Origin of the sequence: Erythrobacter sp. AP23 (genome assembly GCF_001542855.1) — a bacterium.
Classification (GTDB): Bacteria; Pseudomonadota; Alphaproteobacteria; order Sphingomonadales; family Sphingomonadaceae; genus Qipengyuania.
On the sequence record NZ_LNBY01000001.1, the window covers coordinates 247838 to 264116 of the forward strand.

Here is a 16279-nt window from a genome sequence, read left to right on the forward strand (position 1 = left end):
CGCCACATGATCGATGCCGAGAAGCTCGTCGCCTTCGCGCTGGTGACCGCGACCACCAGCCTGGTGCCGGGGCAGTCGATGCTGTTCGTCATGGGGCAGGCGATCTGGCGCGGCGCGCGCTCGGGCTGGGCGGCGCTGCTGGGGATGCAGATCGGTTACCTCGCCTGGTGGGTGCTGGCCGCATTCGGGCTCGGGACGCTGGCGGCGACCTATCCGCTCGCCTTCCGCATGCTGGCCTTCGCCGGGATCGGCTATCTCGCCTGGCTCGGCGTGCAGGCGATCCGCCACTCCTTCCATCCGGAGGGCGACGCGCCATCACCCGCCCGGCAGCCATCGCGCCATGCCTTTCGCGACGGGATATTCATCGCCATCGGCAATCCTAAATCGCTGATCTACATGGTCGCGATCATCCCGCCCTTCGTCGATCCAGGCTCGGCAATCGGCCCGCAGATCGTGATTTTAGCGGTGCTGGCGCTGGCGATCGATCTGCCGATCGGCGCGCTCTACATCGTCGCCGGCCAACGGCTCGCGCGCCTGATGGAGCGCGCCGCGACCCGCCGCTGGATCGATCGTGGCATCGGAGCGCTGTTCCTGGTGATCTCGGCACTGGTTCTGGCCGAACTGCTGGAGAGCGGGTTGTGAAGCTGACGATATCGCGGAGTATCGGGACATTCGCCGGCGACCGGCGCATGGTCCTGCTGCTGATACTCGCAGCCTGCCTGCTTGCCGGACGCGCATGGCTGGCCGCACATCCGCAGCACGATCCCTGGGCTCCGCTCGACCTGCGCCACCCGGTGGGCTGGGCGACCGAGGCCAAGCTGCGCGCGCTGCGCGACGACGTTCGCGCATGCCGCGCGGTGCTCGAACGCAGCGATATCGCGCACGAGGTGCTCGAACCGGCGGGCGAGGGCGCGTGCCGCAGAGAGGACCGCACCCGGCTCGGCGACTTACCGCTCTCGCCGGCGACCACGCCGGTCACCTGTCCGGCCGCGATCGCGCTGCTCCTGTGGGAACGAGACTTTCTCGACCCGTCAGCACGACGCATCTTCGATTCGGGAATTGCCGAAATAGAGCACCTTGGCGCCTATTCCTGCCGCCGCCTCTATGGGCGCGACGAGGGTCCGTGGAGCGAGCACGCCACCGCCAATGCGCTGGATATCGCCGGTTTCGTGCTTGAGGATGGCACGCGCATCAGCGTGCTGCGCGACTGGCGAGGCGAGGGCGACGAGGCGCGCTTCCTGCGCGAGGTGCGCGACGGGGCCTGCGGCAGCTTCGCCACCGTCCTCTCGCCCGACTACAACGCCGCGCATGCCGACCATTTCCATTTCGATATGAGCCCGCGCTGGCGTGGGGTGTGTCGCTAGCCGGGCGAAGCGCAATCGACCTCGTTGGTTTCAAAGCGATCGTCCGACTGTTCCATCGTCCATTACGGAGCGCGCGATAGCACCAGGCCGATACTGTCGGTCGATATGAGGATCTCCTCCGGTCCGGCCCATTCGACCAGCGGACTCGCGTGGAGAACCCTCAGCGCATCCCACTGGACCGGCATCTCGGCCGAACCCTGCCGCTTTTCGCCAAGCTCGTTGCAATCCGTCGGTGTGGACGGAACGGCAGGGCCAGAGGTTTTCAGTAGACGCCCCTCTTCGGAATAGCTGTAGGCGAAATCATATTGCACGCAGCGCGTGTAGCTGGCCCGGCCATCGGCGAAGCGCACGCGTCCGGGCACGTCCGACAGGCCGATGCCGGCATAGCCGTTGCCGTCGAGATAGCGCGTTACGCCGACCATGCGCCAATTGCCTTCGAGTTCGGCAGGGCGCGGCAGGAATTCGAGCCTGCGCTCGTCTGGGCGCTGAAGCAGGAGTTCCTTCCCGTTTGCCCTCAGGAGGAGCTTGCCGTCTGGCAGTCGCTCGACCGTCGGTGATTTCCGGAAGAAGCCGAACAGCGCAGCATCGCGCGCCTCGCGTTCTTCGCCGCAGCCCATGGCGGTCTGAATGCCTTCGTCGGGTCTGGGTTCGAACCTGCCATCGACGACTACGCCTGCTGCGCCCGAATAATTGCATTCGATCCGCAGCGAGACTCCGCTGTCGCCGAAATCGGCAAAGGCGACACGGGTCGCGCCGCGAAGCCGCGCGGGCTCGTAATCGTCGAAGCTGACGATGTCCCATTTACCCTCGATTTCGCGACTGCTGGCGACTGGCACGGCCGAGGGAGCCGGCGAAGAGCCCGCACCCGAGGCGAGCTCGCCTTCGGTGCTGTCGCCTTCTTGGACCGCGGGAATGCATGCTAAGACCGCGGCCGTGCAACAGCACGCCATCAGGGCGGCAAGGGGCTTCTCGAACATACGTGTTCTCCGTAAGCGAAGAACGTTAGGGCAAGCTACCTGTTTCCGTGCTGAACCGGCGATCTAAGCTTCGAGCGAGTATCCGGCGCTTCGGACCGTGCGGACGGGATCCTTGGCCCCCTCGATCTCGATGGCTTTGCGCAGGCGGCGGATATGGACATCGACCGTGCGCAGTTCGATCTCGCTCTCGGTGCCCCACACGCCGTCGAGCAATTGCCCGCGACTGAATACGCGGCCCGGACTTTCCATGAAGAATTTGAGCAGGCGGTATTCCGTCGGGCCGAGCTGGAGCGTGCGGCCACGCCGTGTCACCTTGTGCGCCACCGGGTCGAGCGTGATGTCACCCACTTCGATGCTTTCGCCCGCAAGCGCCGGGCGGATGCGGCGCATCACGGCAGCAACGCGGGCGAGCAATTCGCGCGGCGAAAAGGGCTTCGTCAGATAATCGTCGGCCCCGGTATCGAGTCCGCGAACGCGATCGTCCTCGGCCTCGCGCGCGGTCAGCATGATGATCGGGACGTGCGCGGTTTCCTTGTCGCGGCGCAGGCGACGGCAGACCTCGATCCCGCTGGTCCCCTCGATCATCCAGTCGAGGATGACGAGGTCGGGAACATCCTCGGAAGCGAGCAGCAGAGCTTCATCGCCATCGGAAGTCGTGCGGACCTGATAGCCTTCGTTGGTGAAGCGATATTCGAGCAGTTCGGAGAGGGCCGGATCGTCCTCTACCAGGAGCAGTTTGGCGGCGTGCAAGTCCTTGCCTTTCCGGGAAGTTTCAACTTCGGTCTGCAAGGCTTTATGACCTCCGCACTACAATTTTGTGTCAACCATCCTCGTCGACCGGATAGTTGCCGGTTGCCGCGAAGTGCACCATTTCGGCGACATTGGTCGCATGGTCGCCGATACGCTCGAGATTGCGCGCGATGAACAGCATCTGTGCAGCACTCGAAATGGTCGAAGGATTTTCGACCATGTGGCTGACGAGGTTGCGGAAAATCGAATTGTAGAACGCATCGACCTTCTCGTCCGCCGCGATCACTTCGCGCGCCAGTTCGGCATCGCGCGCAGCATAGGCGGTCAGCACGTCGTGAACCATTTCCGCAGCGACCTCGGCCATGGCCGGAAGCAGGGTAAGCGGCTCGAACTGCTTGCGATTGCCGCCGATTTGCTTGCTCGCCTTGGCGATATTCTTGGAATAGTCGCCGATACGTTCCACGACGCCAGCGATCTTTAGTGCGGCGATCACTTCGCGAAGATCGTCGGCCATCGGCGCACGCAGGGCAATGATCCGCACGGCGAGCTTGTCGATCTCGCTCTCGAGAGCGTCGATCTTCTTGTCGCCTTTTATGACCTTGTCCGAAAGCTCGTCGTCGCCTTTGACTAGCGCTTCGAGGGACCGGGCGATCGCGGCTTCGGCAAGGCCGCCCATTTCGGCGATCAGCCCGCGCAGACGGGTGATGTCCTCGTCGAAGGCCTTTACAGTGTGTTCGTGCATCGAGTTCATAATCTTATCCGTAGCGGCCCGTGATGTAATCCTGGGTGCGCTGCTCGTGCGGATTCGTGAATATGTCAGAAGTCCGGCCATATTCCACCATTTTTCCCAGGTGGAAGAACGCAGTACGCTGGCTGACCCGAGCAGCCTGCTGCATCGAGTGGGTCACGATGACGATCGCGAATCGACCGCTCAGTTCGGCAATCAGCTCTTCGATTTTCGCGGTTGCGATCGGATCCAGCGCCGAACAGGGTTCGTCCATCAGGATGACTTCGGGATCGACCGCGATGGCGCGCGCGATGCACAGGCGCTGCTGCTGACCGCCCGACAAGGCAGTGCCACTGTCCTGCAGCCGGTCCTTCACCTCTTCCCACAAACCGGCGCGCTTGAGCGACTTCTCGACGATCGCATCGAGTTCGTCCTTGCCTTCGGCCAGTCCGTGGATCTTCGGCCCATAGGCGATATTGTCGTATATCGATTTGGGGAAGGGATTGGGTTTCTGGAACACCATTCCCACACGCGCGCGCAATTGCACGACATCCATGCCCGAACGGTAGATGTCCTGGCCGTCGAGATCGATCTCGCCTTCGACCCGCGCCGTGGGAATCGTATCGTTCATGCGGTTGAGCGTGCGCAGGAACGTCGATTTGCCGCAGCCCGACGGGCCGATGAACGCGGTGACGTATTCGGTCGGGATGTCGATCGAAACGTCGTCGATCGCCTTTTTGTCGCCGTAGAAGACGGAGACACCCTTCGCGCTCATCTTCGCTTCGGTCTTCTCGAGGTTGTCGTGGACTACGGTCACCAGGTTTTCTCGAATTTGTTGCGCAGGTAGATAGCGAGCCCGTTCATAACGAGCAGGAACAGCAATAGCACGATGATCGCCGCGCTGGTGCGTTCCACAAAGCCGCGGTCGATTTCGTCGGACCACAGGAAAATCTGCATAGGCAGCACCGTGGCCGGCGATGTGAAGCCGTCGGGCGGGGTGGCGACGAATGCGCGCATGCCGATCATCAGCAGCGGGGCGGTTTCGCCCAGCGCGCGGGCCATACCGATAATCGTGCCGGTCAGGATGCCGGGCAGCGCCAGCGGCAGGACATGGTGGAACACGACCTGCACGGGCGATGCGCCCACCGCGAGTGCCCCGTCGCGGATGCTGGGCGGCACCGCCTTGATTGCGTTACGGCCCGAAATCACGATTACGGGCATGGTCATGAGCGCGAGCGTCATCCCGCCGATGACCGGCGCAGATCGCAGGTTCGGGAACAGGGTCAGAAATACGGCGAGACCGAGCAGGCCGAAAATGATCGAGGGAACTGCCGCGAGGTTGTTGATCGACAGCTCGATGAAGTCGGTCCATTTGTTCTTTGGCGCATATTCTTCAAGGTAAAGCGCCGCGAGGACGCCGATCGGGAAGGCCAAGAGCAGCGTGACGATCATCGTCAGCATCGAGCCCTTGAGCGCACCCCAGATGCCGACCTGCTGGGGATTGGTCGCGTCCGAGCGGGTCAGGAACCCGCCATCGAAATTCTTCTCGATCTGGCCGCGTTCGTAGAGCTGGGTCGCGAGCGCCTGCATATCTTGCGAGCCTTCGCCCTCATAACCCGAGGCAAGATCCGCCGATGCGGGGAGAGAGAAAGTTACCTCCTCGCGCAGGATCGACGGATCGGCCATGATCGCCGCAGCCACATCGCGCCAGGCCTGCGAGCCGACTTGCTGCGCCGCTTCCTCGCCCAATTCCTCTTCCGCGAAGAAGCGCACGACATCGCGGAGGCCCTGCGCTTCTAGCGTGGCGAGGGCACCGGACTGCTCCATGGATGCAGGGTCGACCGCGATCCCGGCCTCTGTGAAATCCACCGGAACCTGCAGTTCCACTCGCTGGAAACCGCCGATCCCGTTGAAGGTCATCGTCGCCAGGAGGAACAAGAGCACTGCAACCGAGAACAGGATCGCGGTCAGGCCGATAGCCTTGAACCGCCGTTCGGCAGCATAGCGTTTCTTGAGCCGCGCCTCGAAGGCGGGCGTGCGGGTAGGGGCGACGCGCTCACTCATAAGCTTCGCGATACCTTTTGACCACGCTGAGCGCGATGAAGTTGAGGCCGAGCGTGACCATGAACAGCACGAATCCCAGTGCGAATGCGCTGAGCGTTGCCGGGTGATCGAAGCTGCCTTCACCGGTCAGCATCTTGACGATCTGGACGGTCACCGTGGTCATCCGATCGAGAGGATTGGCCGACAGGTTGGCGGCGGTCGAGGCGGCCATCACCACGATCATCGTTTCGCCGATGGCGCGGCTGATGGCGAGCATGATCCCGGCGACGATGCCGGGCAGTGCAGCGGGCACAAGAACGCGGCGGATGGTCTCGCTGGTGGTTGCGCCCATGGCAAGGCTGCCGTCACGCATTGCTTGCGGGACCGCGGTGATGCTGTCGTCGGCCATCGAGGAGACGAAAGGAATGATCATCACACCCATGACGAGGCCGGCCGCCAGCGCGCTTTCGGTCGAGGGATTGCTTGCACCGAGCGAGAGGGCGATGTCGCGGATCGCAGGCGCAATGGTGAGTGCGGCAAAGTACCCATAGACCACGGTCGGAACGCCGGCGAGAATCTCGAGCGTCGGCTTGATCCACTTGCGCAGCGTCGGATTGGCATATTGGGTGAGGTAAATCGCGCTCATCAAGCCGAGCGGGATCGCCACGATCATCGCGATTATCGCGCCGATGAAAAGCGTACCCCAGAATAGCGGAACGGCGCCGTAGCGGGTCGGATCGGGATTGTCCGGATTGGCCATGGGGTCGGGGCCCCAATGCGTCCCGAACAGGAAGTCGATCGGCGAAACCATCCCGAAGAAGCGGGCGGTCTCGAATACGAGGCTTGCAAGGATACCGATCGTGGTCAGGATCGCCACCAGCGAGGCGGCCAGCAGGATCGCCATCACGATCCGTTCGACCTTGGTCCGCGCCGCGAAATCGGGTTTCAGGCGGAGGAAGGCATAGGTCCCCCCGAGAAACGCAATCAGTGCGGTGACCGCAATCCCGATCAGATTGTAATGCGACAGCGCCTCGCGATAGGGTTCGACAAGCGCGGCGGCTTGTGGGTTGAACACGGCCGGAGCGGCGCCGGTCGCAACGGCGCGCGCTTCATTGAGAATGGTCTGGCGCTGGAACCCGAAATCGGGAAGATCGGCAGCTGCCGGGCTGGCCAGTACCGATTGGCCTACAAGGCCGGGCGCGATCACGCTCCACAGCGCGACGAATGCCAGGACGGGAAGAATGATCCAGAGCGCGACATACCACGCGTGATAATTCGGCAGACTGGCGATTCTGCCGTTGGCGCTATCGCGCCGAAAGGTCCATGCACGAGCGCGAGCCGCCAACCATCCGGCGAGCCCGAGCCCGAGGGCCAGGAAGAGCAGGATAGCTGGCGACATGCGTTACATTCAACCTTACTTGAGCTGCGCGCCGTCGAGCGTCGTGAACTCGGTGGCTGCCTTCAGGTTGGCCGCCATAACGTCATCGGGCGAAGCCACAAGGCCGATCTTGGCAAGATCACCATCCTTCGACCACATCTTGGTCCACTGGAGGAGATATTCCTTCAGGCCCGGGATCGCATCGAGGTGTGCCTTCTTGACGTAAACGTAGAGCGGACGGGCACCGGGATATTCGAAGCTCGAAATGTTTTCGTAGGTCGGGGCGACGCCATTCATGTTGAGGCCCTGCACCTTGTCGGCATTCTCTTCGAGATAGCTGTAGCCGAAGACACCCACGGCGTTGGGATTGCCCTCGATCTTCTGGACGATCAGATTGTCCTGTTCGCCCTGGTCGACATAGGCGCCGTCCGAACGGACTTCGGTGCAGATCTGGGTGTAGCGATCCTCGTCGCTCTCCTTGAGAGCCTCCAAGTCCTCATTGGTCTCGCAACCGGCTTCAAGGACGAGTTCCTTCAACGCGTCGCGGGTGCCCGACGTCGAGGGCGGACCGTAGACCAGAATGGGCTGGTCGGGCAGCGACGGGTCGACATCCGACCAGGTCTGGTTGGTCTGCTCGCCGCCATAGGGCGATGCGGCAAGCGCTTCGTAAACCTGCTTGGGCGTCAGGTTCATCTCGATGCCGCCCTGTGCCGAAGCGAAAGCGATTCCGTCGAGGCCGACCTGCAATTCGATCACATCGGTCACGCCATTGTCCTGGCAGTCGGCGAATTCGCTCGCTTTCATGCGGCGCGAGGCATTGGTCATATCGGGAGTGTCGGCGCCGACGCCCGAGCAAAACAGCTTCATGCCGCCCCCGGTGCCGGTCGATTCGATGATCGGCGACTTGAATTCGGGATTCGAACGCACGAAGGCTTCCGAGACCGCCTTGGCGAAGGGGAAGACGGTCGACGAGCCGACGGCGCGGATCGAATCCCGCGACGCGGAGTCACCGCCATTGCTGCCGCATGCGGCGAGAGCAGCGGCCGAAACCGCAGCGAAGATAAGGGATTTGGTCTTGGTCATGAGATGCCTCTTGGGTTTGTAGCTAGCGGCGCAAAAGCGACTCAATGTTACATGGTTGCGACAATAATCTGACCCGGTCCGTCATATGGCGGGTTTCGATCGCATGAGGGCCAGCGGTCAAAAGTCGATCTGGGCGCGCAGGCCGACAGCATCCACGCCATAGGACGTGTCGCCAGTGGACGTGGCCAGCACGGCGTCGGTGTAGTCAAGCCGGCCGTAGTTGACCATGAATGCGGTATAGTCGGTCGGCTTCCAGATCAGCGAGGCGAAATAGCCTGCCTGTTTTCCGCCGAGGATACCGGCATCGTTGAGATCGAGGTGGTCGAAGCGCAGGTTGAACTGAACCGAGCCCATGCCGCCTTCGCCGACCGGGGCATTCGGCTTGGTGCGGTCGAACTTGCCGCCCTTGTATCCACGCGAATCGTCGGTGAGAAACACGCCCGCCTCGACATATCCGCCGAAGAAGGTCGGATCGATGGCCATGCCCGGCATATCGACCTTGTGCCAGTACCCCTCGGCCGCAGCGTGGAAGCGACCCACAACGGCGGCACCTTCGAGGCCGAAGCCCATTTCGCTATCCGCGCCAAGCCGGTCGGTGTTTACGAACCGCTCCGAAGTGAAGTGCACCAGCGGACGCTGGCGGTACCTAACGGTTGCCGCGGGATCGTCGATATCGTTGTAATGGAACGAGCCGCCGAAATGCAGCTGCGCATCGCCGGCCTTGGGCATGAAGACGAGGCGTGCGTCGACGCCGCGATTCTTGCTGTCGGTGTCGTCGAAATTGTCGGTAAAAACACCGGCCTGTGCGAGCAGCGGGCCATTGGCGTACTGTATCGAAGCGCCGATACGACGTTCGAAACCGAAGGCATCCGTGAAGGCGGCGCGTTCGATGAAGGTGGTGTGCAGGCTGCTGGTCAGCTCTTCGAGCGACTGGAAATTGTTGTGATGGCCGATGGCGATCTTGATCGGGCCGTCCTCGTAGGAGAGAATGGCGTCGGCGACCTCGACTTCGTTACCGGCGAAATCGACCTCGAATTTGTAACCGAAACCGCCAGGGATATCGCCCGATGCGCCGAGGCGTGCGCGGCGAACTTCGTTACCGAAACCATCGCTTGCGCCGGTCGATTCAGGAGCATCGGTCCAGCCTGCATCGTACATCAGGCGGCCTCGCGGCTTGAAGCTCCATCCGTCGCGCTTTTCAAGGGTCGCCACGACGGGGTCGGGCTTCGCTGCCACGGCTTCTGCGTGGGCAGCGATGGTCGCGTCCTGCGCTTCGTTCGCGGCTTTGGCGGATTCCAGCGCATCTTCAAGCTGGTCGACACGGGCACTCATCGCGGCGAGTTGATCGCGCAATTGGGCCAATTCTTCGGCCGAAACGGTTGCATCCTGAGCAAGCACCGGTGTGGCCATGGTGCAGCAAAGCGCCGCAGCCGCCACGGAGAGGCGGTGGGTACGGGTCATCGAAGCGGTTCCTTTGAAGGGAAAGTTGCGTTTCGGCGACGCCTCTATGACCACTAAATTACATTAATGTGACACTTCGGCACTGACTTTGTGACGTCTGATACAACCGCATGAAAAACAGCCAATTGCGTCGGATCAAGTTTCTGCCTCCTCGCGTTCCAGCGGTAGGGTAACCGTGACGCGCGTGCCCTCGCCAAGCGTGCTGTCGATGTCCAACCGTCCGCGATGGCGTTCGACGATATGCTTGACGATGGCGAGCCCGAGGCCCGTGCCCCCCGAGGCGCGGCTTCGGCCGGGATCCGTGCGATAGAACCGACGGGTGAGGTGGGGAATGTGCTCGGGCGCAATTCCATCGCCGCGGTCGGTGACCGTCATTCGCAGGCGATTTTGTCCCTTGGGATGCAAGCGGACGGTAACGGGCTGGCTTGGCGAGCCATATTTGAAGCCGTTGTCGACCAGGTTGCGAACGAGTTGTTCGAGCTGCTGCTGGTCACCGCGAATCGTGAATTCGCCCGTCGCTTCGAAATCGAGCCACTTGCTGCGATTTCCACCAGCCGCATCATGTGCCGCGCGTTCTGCGAGCTTGGCGAATTCGAGCGTGTGTTCGGGTAGATCGTGCTTTTCTGCTTCGATCCTAGACAGCGACATCAGATCGCTGACGAGGTCCTGCAAACGCTTGGCTTCGCGCTGGATCGTGCCGAGAAATTTGTCGGCCATCTTGGGATCGAGGTTCTCGACATCTTCGCGCAGCGTTTCGACGTAGCCGATGATCGCGGCCAGCGGCGTGCGCAATTCGTGGCTGGCATTTGCGACGAAATCGGTGTGCGCGCGGGCGATATCGGCTTCGGCGGTCTTGTTGACGAACTCGATGACGGCGAGTTCGCCTGGCAGGGTCTTGCGGTTGATCCGCCAGATGTCGGTCCGGCGGGCGAGGCCGCGGACCACCGCGCCGCCTTCTGCATTGCGCTCGAGCAGGCGGATGGCTTCCGGCTGGCGCAGCGCCATTCGCACGTCCTGTCCGACGATGTGGCCGCCCAACAGCTTGCGCGCCGAGAGATTGGCGATGACCACGCGGTCGCGCTCCGTGATTACGACGGGCGTCTCGGAGTGCTCGAAAAGGTCGGCCATATTGTCCCGGGTGAAGGCACGGCCCGACGACACTTCTTTGACCTCTGGCGGACGCGCCGCAACGAGATAGAGCGAGCCGATCCAGACTATCAGGACAAGGCCGACATAGACGAGGTCGATCTCTAGCGTTGCAAGGATCGTGCAGGCGGCGACTGCCAGCACGAATCCGGACCAGGGAAAGCTTCGCTTGCTCATGGCCGCGCGGCTTAGCGAGGGGCGGCACTGCGCGCCAGCGGCTTTTCGAAACTTGGGGAAGGTGGTGACCCGTACGGGAATCGAACCCGTGTTTCAGCCGTGAAAGGGCCGCGTCCTAACCGCTAGACGAACGGGCCACATGCGTGGCGCTTTTCGCGGATTGCCAAGGCAATACCGCCACCGTGGTGACCCGTACGGGAATCGAACCCGTGTTTCAGCCGTGAAAGGGCCGCGTCCTAACCGCTAGACGAACGGGCCACACCCGCTTGGCGGGTCGGTGGCGTGGCGGGCCAATTAGGCGCGGGGGTGCGGGCCGTCAACCCTCGAATGCGTGCATTTTCGTCAATCGGCCCAGGCGGCATCCTCGAGGTGCAGCTCGGCCTGCGGTCTGCTACCCCAATCGTCGATCTTGACCCGCCCCGCAAGCCACAGTCGGCGACCGCGCGAGCCGTGCAGGAGGGCTTGACCCATATCGCTGTCGGCGGCGCGAAAGGCGATGCCCTTGAAACTCTTGCCATCGTCGCCGGCCGCGATCAGGCGAACATGGTCCATCCCCACGATATCGCATTTGACGAGCCGGACCGGTCCCACGGCGACGCGCGGACCGGGCCAGCCGACGCCATAGGGTCCGGCTTGTTCGAGCGACTGCACCAACTCGGGCGTCAATCCGCCTGGGGCGACCGCGAGGTCGAGCGCCATTGCGCGGTTTGCCGAGGCGCGCGCGACCTGGCTTTCGAGTGCCGCGTCGAGCCATTCGGCGAGCGCGTCGACCTTGTCTGCGGCCACGGTCAGTCCGGCGGCCATCGCATGTCCGCCGCCCGCGACCAGCAATCCCTCGTCGCGTGCGCGGATTATCGCAGCGCCAAGGTCGACCCCGGCGACCGAGCGCCCGGAACCCTTGCCGGTCTCGCCATCGAGGGCCACCACCAGCGAGGGCTTGCCAGTCTTTTCCTTGATCCGGCCGGCGACGATGCCGATCACACCGGGGTGCCAGCCTTCGCCCGCGAGCAGGTGGACGGCACGGTTGTGTTGCGCTGCCAGTTGTTCTTCAGCCGCTTCCTGTACCGCCGCCTCGATCGTGCGGCGCTCTTCGTTGAGGGCGGACAATTGCGCGGCGATTTCGCGCGCTTCCTCGGGATCTTGCGTGGTCAGCAGGCGAACACCCAGAGTGGACTCGCCTACGCGTCCGCCGGCATTGATGCGCGGTCCTAGGGCAAAGCCGAGGTCGGAACAGGCGGGAGCGCGCTTGAGCCGGCTCGCATCGATCAACGCGCCCATGCCGATATTGTCGCGCCGGGCCATAACCTTGAGGCCTTGCGAAACGAATGCGCGGTTGAGGCCGTGCAAAGCGGCGACATCGGCCACCGTACCCAGCGCCACGACATCGAGCAGGGACAGCAGGTCGGGCTCTTTGCGCTGCGCGAAAAAGCCGCGTTCACGCAAGGTGCGGACCAATGCGATCGCAAGCAGGAAGGCGACGCCGACAGCGGCGAGGTGGCCATGCGCCGCGGCCTCGTCTTCTTCGTCCAGCCGGTTGGGATTGACCAGAGCGACCGTCTTGGGAAGTTCGGCGGAGCATTTGTGGTGGTCGACCACGATAACGTCGATGCCGGCTTCATGCGCCATACCAAGCGCCTCGTGCGCCATGGCCCCGCAATCGACTGTCACGATCAGGCTGGAACCGGCCTCGCCGAGCTTGACCAGCGCCTCGCCGGAGGGGCCATAGCCTTCGAGCAGGCGGTCGGGGATGTAGTATCCCGCCTCCGTTCCCAGATCGCGCAACAGGCGGATCAACAATGCCGAACTGGTCGCCCCGTCGACGTCGTAATCGCCGTAGATCGTGATCGTCTCGCCCGCGATGACCGCCTGCGCGATCCGGTCTGCGGCAACATCCATGTCACGGAACACCGATGGGTCGGGCAGGAAATTGCGAAGTGTGGGATTACGATGGCGCTCGAGATCCTCGGGCTCGACCCCGCGCGACAGCAAGAGCTGCCGGACGATATCGTCTTCCAATGCGGATCGGCTACCCAATTCCATATTCCCCCCCCGCCAGCGCCAGGCGCGACCGGTGAGAGAAGAGGAAACCCCGAAAACATGCGAGAGGGCCTGCGATGCCATGTGGTCGACAATAGCTGCTGCGTGCGGGCGGCGATAGTTCCGCCGATTGACAATCGACAGGCGCTGGCGATGCTTCATCGATGTCCACAGACCCACTGCTCATCATCTGGCACAGTCGTACCGGAACCAGCGAACAGATCGCTCGCGCGGCAAACCGGGGTTCGGGGGAGGGCGGTCGCCTAATGCGCGCCGCCGACGTCTCGCCGGAAGATCTCCTCGCGGCCGGCGGGTATCTGTTCTGTTGCCCGGAAAATCTAGCCAGCATGAGCGGTGAAATGAAGGAGATGTTCGACCGCTGCTACTACCCCGTCCTCGGGCGGATCGAAGGCAGACCCTATGCCACGGTCATCGCCGCCGGTTCCGATGGGGAAGGCGCCCAGCGGCAGATCGATCGAATCGCAACGGGTTGGCGGCTCAAGCGCGTGACCGAACCGTGGATCGAGATGATGGATGCGCAGGAGCCGGAAGAAATCCTGGCCCCGAAGACGGTCGATGAAGCGTCGCTGGACAGGGCGGCCGAACTCGGAGCGGCGCTGGCCGAAGGGATTGCGCAGGGCATCTTCTGAAGTTCATCCGATCTCGATCATAAACCCCATGCGGACTCGACGGGGTATCGGATTGCGGTCAAGGTTGCGGTCATGGGGGAGAAGGGCGGCGGCAAACGGTGATGGACCACGCGCGAAGCGGCAGAAAGCATGCGCCGGCCGCGCGCGGCTTGGTGCTCTTGTTCGAACATGGGAGCCGGCCCGACCGCGAAACCATTCGAGCGGCATTGGCGCATCACCCCCGCATCTCGATCAGCCACGATCCCGCCATCGCTGCGCATGCGCCGCATGTCGTGGTTCGAAAGGATCCTTCGGAAGACGATTCCGATTGGCTCGAATTGCTTGCCGATGGATTGACCTTCGACCTGTTCGGCATGTGTCCGGGGCCCGGAATCGCCATTCCGGAAATCGAATATCTGTTCAATTGCGAAGTCGAAAGCGAGGCGTCGGGCGAAGCGCTCGGGCTCTTTCCCGGTCCGCATATCGCGCATGGTGCGAAGGCTCTGCCCATCGTGCGCACACTCCTGGGCCTGGGTGCCGCACTGACCAGGTCACTCGACGGCATCAGGACCGTCTGCTGGCCACCCGCGCGTTCGGCGATTGCTCCGAGATTCTTCGCCCGGACTGTCGATGCCTGGCTTGCCGGCGGGCCGTTCCCCGCTCTCGGCATGCTCGGTATGCGCTTCGACGAGCGAGGGGCGCTGACCACCGAGGGGCTGGATTTTTTTATCGGCAGCGAAATGGCGATCGAGCCCGGCTTGTGCACCGATAGAACCGCGGCAACGCGTCTCGCCGTGCGTGTCGTACACGAACTGGTAGGTCGCGAATGCTTGTCGGCCAGCCGCGAATTCGTAACCGAGGCCGGCGACACGCTATTGCTCGTACCCGATCCCGACGCAGGACTTATCCGGATCACCCGCGCTTAGGCTCTCGTGAAGGGACGGGCACCAAACCAAGCAACGATCCCTCGAAAACGTCTCCCGTTTCGGGCGGTCAACCGGCGCGGTTCGCCGCAACACGATCCCGGTCTGCAGAGGCATCATCTCCTACCCCGCCAATTGCTGGGTGAGGCGTGTTTCGAGCCGCTGTTCGATATTCTGGGCGCAGATCGAATCGGCTTCGACGATTTTCGCCTGAACGGTCTGCTGTTGCCAGCGAGCGAAGAAGCCGCCCTGCGGCTCGCGCTACCGCTTCACCGGGGGCCGCATCGCAATTACAACCAGATGGTCATCGAACGCGTTGGCAGCGTCGAAAGGCAATGGTCGCGCCAGAATCTTGCCGACCCGCACGGGGCGGCGCAGATGGCGCTGATGCGGCTCGCCGTGCTCCAGCGCGCCCTGCGTCGGCGGCTGCTCGACGAACGCAAACCGCTGCGGCTCAACCGCAGGGACCCGCTCGGAAGGGGAATCGATTTCTCCGACCTCGATGCGATGGCCGAAGTCTTGTGGGGCGCGACTGCGCCCTAAGCGGTCGCCTTGGCCAGTGCTTCCTTGGCCGCGACGTATTCACGCTCAAGGCGAGCGACGGTGTCTTCGACGGGAGCGCTTTCCCTGACCGTACCGATACCCTGGCCCGATCCCCAGATATCCTTCCACGCCTTGGCCTTGGTGTTGCCGCCGCTGCCGAAATTCATTTTGCTGGGATCGCTCTCGGGCAAATTTTCGGGATCGAGGCCCGCGCCTTCGATGCTCGAGCGCAGGTAATTGCCATGCACTCCGGTGAAGAGATTGGTGTAGACGATGCCATCGGCGCTGCCTTCTACGATGGCCTGCTTGTAGCGTTCGTCGGCATTGGCCTCGGTAGTGGCGATCCAGGGGGAGCCGATGTAAGCGAAATCCGCACCCAGCGCCTGTGCGCCCAGGATCGAGCGGCCGTGTCCGATCGAGCCCGACAGCGCGACGAGGCCGTCGAACCAGTCACGGATTTCCTGCATCAGGGCGAATGGGCTGAGCACGCCGGCATGTCCGCCGGCACCCGCAGCAACCGGGATCAGGCCGGTCGCGCCCTTCTCGATCGCCTTTCGCGCGAAGCGGTTGTTGATGACGTCGTGCAAGGTAATGCCGCCCCAATTGTCTACCGCCTGGAAGACTTCCTCGCGCGCCCCGAGCGAGGTGATGACCATCGGCACCTGCCATTTGGCGCAGGTCTGCATGTCCGCATCGAGCCGGTCGTTCGACTTGTGGACGATCTGGTTGACGGCATAAGGGGCCGCCGGGCGATCCGGATTGTCGCGATTGTGCGCCGCGAGCTCTTCGGTAATCTGGTGCAGCCATTCGTCGACCTGGCTCTGCGGACGGGCATTGAGCGCCGGGAAGGCGCCCACGATCCCCGCCTTGCACTGCGCGATGACGAGTTCCGGCCCCGAGACGATGAACAGCGGCGAACCGATGACGGGCAGGCGCAGCCTGTCGAAAGGGGCGGGCAGGGTCATGTCGGGCAGATCCTCTCTGATGTCGTGAGAGGCGGGCGTATGGTGCGTTTACCCGCTTGTCGAGGGTGACGTTACG

General features: G+C 63.1%; 16 protein-coding genes and 2 tRNA genes. 5 read left to right on the top strand and 13 right to left on the bottom strand.

Annotated elements, in window-relative coordinates; translation table 11 throughout:
- Window positions 1-6 precede the first annotated feature (6 nt).
- Window positions 7-642: a LysE family translocator gene (locus tag ASS64_RS01135; protein ID WP_067688558.1), complete on the top strand. Its 636-nt coding sequence runs from the start codon at window positions 7-9 to the stop codon at window positions 640-642.
- Window positions 639-1364 carry an extensin family protein gene (locus ASS64_RS01140; protein ID WP_234002276.1) on the top strand — a complete coding sequence of 242 codons (726 nt, stop codon included), beginning with the start codon at window positions 639-641 and terminating at the stop codon, window positions 1362-1364. The genes ASS64_RS01135 and ASS64_RS01140 overlap by 4 nt, the downstream gene beginning before the upstream one ends.
- A 62-nt stretch (window positions 1365-1426) precedes the next feature.
- On the opposite strand, the gene ASS64_RS01145 is transcribed toward ASS64_RS01140, so the two are convergent.
- The 12 genes from ASS64_RS01145 to recJ form a co-directional block, all read right to left on the bottom strand.
- Complete coding sequence (locus ASS64_RS01145) at window positions 1427-2341, bottom strand: hypothetical protein (protein WP_067688564.1); 915 nt, start codon at window positions 2339-2341, stop codon at window positions 1427-1429.
- A 63-nt stretch (window positions 2342-2404) separates the two neighbouring features.
- Window positions 2405-3091, bottom strand: coding sequence for a phosphate regulon transcriptional regulator PhoB (gene phoB, locus ASS64_RS01150; RefSeq protein WP_067690245.1), 687 nt, complete (start codon window positions 3089-3091; stop codon window positions 2405-2407).
- Window positions 3092-3161: 70 nt separating this feature from the next.
- The gene (gene phoU / locus ASS64_RS01155) at window positions 3162-3833 is read right to left on the bottom strand and encodes a phosphate signaling complex protein PhoU (RefSeq protein ID WP_067690248.1); all 672 of its coding nucleotides are present in this window, start codon (window positions 3831-3833) and stop codon (window positions 3162-3164) included.
- 13 nt (window positions 3834-3846) lie between these two features.
- A complete protein-coding gene (gene pstB / locus ASS64_RS01160) occupies window positions 3847-4593 on the bottom strand; it encodes a phosphate ABC transporter ATP-binding protein PstB (protein WP_234002319.1) in 747 nt (248 codons plus the stop codon).
- A gap of 38 nt (window positions 4594-4631) precedes the next feature.
- Window positions 4632-5882, bottom strand: a complete 1251-nt coding sequence (gene pstA, locus ASS64_RS01165; RefSeq protein WP_067688570.1) for a phosphate ABC transporter permease PstA — start codon at window positions 5880-5882, stop codon at window positions 4632-4634.
- On the bottom strand, window positions 5875-7260 hold the full coding sequence (pstC, locus tag ASS64_RS01170) for a phosphate ABC transporter permease subunit PstC (protein ID WP_067688574.1): 1386 nt from the start codon (window positions 7258-7260) through the stop codon (window positions 5875-5877). Before pstC ends, pstA begins: the two co-directional genes overlap by 8 nt.
- A 15-nt stretch (window positions 7261-7275) precedes the next feature.
- On the bottom strand, window positions 7276-8322 hold the full coding sequence (locus tag ASS64_RS01175) for a substrate-binding domain-containing protein (protein ID WP_067688578.1): 1047 nt from the start codon (window positions 8320-8322) through the stop codon (window positions 7276-7278).
- Window positions 8323-8439: 117 nt separating this feature from the next.
- A complete protein-coding gene (locus tag ASS64_RS01180; RefSeq protein WP_067688581.1) occupies window positions 8440-9783 on the bottom strand; it encodes an OprO/OprP family phosphate-selective porin in 1344 nt (447 codons plus the stop codon).
- A 135-nt stretch (window positions 9784-9918) separates the two neighbouring features.
- On the bottom strand, window positions 9919-11106 hold the full coding sequence (locus tag ASS64_RS01185; protein ID WP_067688584.1) for a cell wall metabolism sensor histidine kinase WalK: 1188 nt from the start codon (window positions 11104-11106) through the stop codon (window positions 9919-9921).
- 62 nt (window positions 11107-11168) lie between these two features.
- Window positions 11169-11243, bottom strand: a tRNA-Glu gene (locus tag ASS64_RS01190).
- Window positions 11244-11289: 46 nt separating this feature from the next.
- Window positions 11290-11364, bottom strand: a tRNA-Glu gene (locus tag ASS64_RS01195).
- Between the two features lie 84 nt (window positions 11365-11448).
- Entirely contained in the window at window positions 11449-13227 is a 1779-nt protein-coding gene (gene recJ, locus ASS64_RS01200; protein WP_067690251.1) for a single-stranded-DNA-specific exonuclease RecJ, read from the bottom strand.
- 182 nt (window positions 13228-13409) lie between these two features.
- Between recJ and ASS64_RS01205 the strand changes: the two genes are divergently transcribed.
- The 3 genes from ASS64_RS01205 to ASS64_RS01215 all read left to right on the top strand — a co-directional run bounded on the left by ASS64_RS01205 (window position 13410) and on the right by ASS64_RS01215 (window position 15238).
- Complete coding sequence (locus tag ASS64_RS01205) at window positions 13410-13793, top strand: flavodoxin family protein (RefSeq protein WP_369815331.1); 384 nt, start codon at window positions 13410-13412, stop codon at window positions 13791-13793.
- Window positions 13794-13894: 101 nt separating this feature from the next.
- Window positions 13895-14698 carry a hypothetical protein gene (locus ASS64_RS01210; RefSeq protein WP_067688590.1) on the top strand — a complete coding sequence of 268 codons (804 nt, stop codon included), beginning with the start codon at window positions 13895-13897 and terminating at the stop codon, window positions 14696-14698.
- A 6-nt stretch (window positions 14699-14704) separates the two neighbouring features.
- The gene (locus ASS64_RS01215) at window positions 14705-15238 is read left to right on the top strand and encodes an AHH domain-containing protein (RefSeq protein ID WP_234002277.1); all 534 of its coding nucleotides are present in this window, start codon (window positions 14705-14707) and stop codon (window positions 15236-15238) included.
- On the opposite strand, the gene ASS64_RS01220 is transcribed toward ASS64_RS01215, so the two are convergent.
- Window positions 15235-16203, bottom strand: coding sequence for a nitronate monooxygenase family protein (locus ASS64_RS01220; protein WP_067688593.1), 969 nt, complete (start codon window positions 16201-16203; stop codon window positions 15235-15237). The two genes, ASS64_RS01215 and ASS64_RS01220, sit on opposite strands and share 4 nt — an antisense overlap.
- Window positions 16204-16279 lie beyond the last annotated feature (76 nt).